Raw genomic sequence first — 2,540 nt, 5'->3', positions numbered from 1 at the left:
CCGGGTCGAGGCGCTGGCCGACGATCACACGCACGCGACCAGGCTCGCCGAAGGGCTGACCGAGCTGGGCTGGCAGATCACCACGCCGCAGACGAACATCGTGCTGGCCGAGGTGCCCGACGTGCGGCTCACCCTCGACCGGCTGCGCGATTGCGGGGTGCTGGCGGTGCCGATGGACGGGCACGTCCGGTTCGTCACCCACCGCAACGTCGGCAAGCGCGACATCGAGGAAGCACTCCGCCGGATCAAACGCAGCAAGCACTGAGCCGCGCGACCGGTCACGCGGAACCACGCTCCAGGCGCTCGCGCCGGTGCGCGGCCATCCGGACCGGCGCGTTGCTCTCCCCACGCCCCCGGTAGCCGCCGATGCGCTGCACCACCTCGAAGAACACCCGCGCACCCGGCACGGCCACCGAGAAGTGCAGGTATTCGCCCGCGGCGTCGCGGTCGTAGAGCACCGAGTTCGCGCGCAGCTCGGCCAGCAGCTCCGCCCGCGGCTCCAGCCGGGCGTCCAGGTCGTCGTAGTAGTTGTCCGGGATCTGCACCACCGAGGCACCCGCGTCCCGCACCGCGCGCGCCGTCGCGAAAACGTCTTCGCTGCGCAGCGCCACGTATTGCGGGTGTCGCACAGCGGGCGCCCACGGCCCGCGGCGCAGCACCGCGGAGTCCAGCGCGATCCGCACCGACTCTTCGCGGTCCACCACCATCCGGCTGCGCACCAGCCCGAACGGCGCCGCGAACTCCACCGGCGGCATCGGGTGCAGGCCCAGCACCGACCGGTAGAACAGGATCGCCTCGTCGTAGTGGTCGAACGGCTGGGTCATCGTCACGTGGTCGATCCCGGTGATCCCGGCGCTGGTCACCGGCGTGCCGGTCGGCTCGAAGTCGCCGAGCCACCCGGCTTCCTCGGACGCGCCGGTGCGGCAGAAGAACAGCGCGGTGCCGTCGGGTGCCGCGACCGAGGACAGGTCGGCCTCGTCCGGCCTGGCCGTGCGCGGCAGCACCGGCGCCAGCAGTCCTTCCGACCGGCGCACCGAATCGGTCGGCGCGTCGCTGTGCACTCCGAGCGCGGCGAGTTGCCCGCCGTCGTGCTCCGGTCCCGTGTTGACCAGCACCCGGGCGTCGCCCTGGGTCCACAGCCGCACCGGCTTGGAGCGGTGCGTGCCGGTGTGCCGGAAACCGAGTGCGGACAAGGTGCCGCTGAGCCGCTGGGCACCGGCGTCGTCCGCGCCGAGCTCCACGAATGCGGTCCCGGACAGCGCGGGCGGCGCAGGCAGCGCCGGATCTGGCCGGGGCGCGGAACCGGACAGCGGCCCGTCGACCGACTCCTCCAACGCCCGCAACGACCGCATCGCGTCCACCGCCGCGGGCCCCGGATCGGACTGCCGGAACACGTCGTTGAAGACCTCCAGCGACAACGGCCCCGCGTAGCCGGCCGCCAGCACCGTGCGCACGAATCCGGCCAGGTCGAACTCGCCCTGCCCGGGGAACAGCCGGTGGTGCCTGCTCCACTGCAGCAGGTCCATGTTCAGCCTCGGCGCGTCGGCCAGTTGCAGGAAGAACAGTTTCTCCGCCGGGATGGTGCGGATCGGGGTGAGGTCGCTGCCGCGGGACAGGATGTGGAAGCTGTCCAGGCAGACCCCCAGCGCCGGGTGATCGGCCCGGCGCACGATCCGCCAGGCGTGCTCGTAGGTGTTCACGAACCGGCCCCAGGCCAGCGCCTCGTAGCAGACCCGGATGCCGCGACCGGCGGCGAGCTCGGCCAGCTCGCGCAGCTGCTCGGCGGCGAGATCGTCGTCGTCCACCGCATCCGGCGAGGTCGATGAGCAGACCAGCACGGTGTCCGCACCCAGCTGGGCCATCAGGTCGAACTTGCGCTCGGCGCGGCGCAGGTTGGCCCGCAGCACGTCGCGCGGCACCGACTCGAAATCCCGGAACGGCTGGTACAGGTCGATCGACAGGCCGAGGTCGGCGCACTGCGCGCGGACCTGCGCGGGCGAGCAGGCCGCGGCGATCAGGTCGTTCTCGAAGATCTCCACGCCGTCGAAGCCCGCGGCCGCCGCAGCGGTGAGCTTGTCCTCCAGCGGGCCGGACAGGCAGACCGTGGCGATCGAGCGGTCGCGGTCAGCGGGCGGCGTGGACATCGGAACCTCCAGTACCGGCCACCAGGGCCTCGAAGTGGTCCAACATGCGGTCCGCGTCCGGTTCGTGCCCGGTGAACAGCCGGAACGCGTCGGCGGCTTGGAACACCGCCATGCCGCCGCCGTCCAGCACCCGGCATCCCCGCGCCCGCGCGGTGCGCACGAGCTCGGTGCGCAGCGGCCGGTAGACGACGTCGGCCACCCACAGGTCCGGGCGCAGCGCTTCTTCCGGCACCGGCAGGCCGGGATGCGCGGCCATCCCGACCGGGAGGTGGAACCCATCGACGGCCACGACGGCGACGAGGGCGTGCTGACCGGGCTGATCGGCGCCGGCATCGGCCCATCGCTGAGCCCCGCGATGCACCAGCGGGAGGCCGCCGAACTCGGGCTCGGCTGCCT

1 protein-coding gene and 2 pseudogenes are annotated in these 2,540 nt (G+C 72.7%); 1 reads left to right on the top strand and 2 read right to left on the bottom strand.

Annotated elements, in window-relative coordinates:
* A pseudogene (locus IJH84_RS12890) lies at nucleotides 1-265 on the top strand (low specificity L-threonine aldolase); the annotation flags it as partial.
* A gap of 13 nt (nucleotides 266-278) precedes the next feature.
* Here the strand turns inward: IJH84_RS12890 and IJH84_RS12885 are convergent.
* Nucleotides 279-2,144, bottom strand: coding sequence for a bifunctional sugar phosphate isomerase/epimerase/4-hydroxyphenylpyruvate dioxygenase family protein (locus IJH84_RS12885; RefSeq protein WP_295144509.1), 1,866 nt, complete (start codon nucleotides 2,142-2,144; stop codon nucleotides 279-281).
* Nucleotides 2,125-2,409: pseudogene (locus tag IJH84_RS12880) on the bottom strand (shikimate dehydrogenase); the annotation flags it as partial. The pseudogene IJH84_RS12880 and the gene IJH84_RS12885, both read right to left, overlap by 20 nt.
* Between the last annotated feature and the right edge of the window lie 131 nt (nucleotides 2,410-2,540).

The organism is Saccharopolyspora sp. (genome assembly GCF_017434145.1).
GTDB classification, from domain to species: domain Bacteria; phylum Actinomycetota; class Actinomycetes; order Mycobacteriales; family Pseudonocardiaceae; genus Saccharopolyspora_C; species Saccharopolyspora_C galaxeae.
This window is presented reverse-complemented; position numbering and strand designations above follow the sequence as displayed.

What these genes read in the sequence shown, in the direction of transcription:
- IJH84_RS12885 (WP_295144509.1), bottom strand. Translation starts at nt 2,144, where the DNA reads ATGTCCACGCCGCCCGCTGACCGCGACCGCTCGATCGCCACGGTCTGC.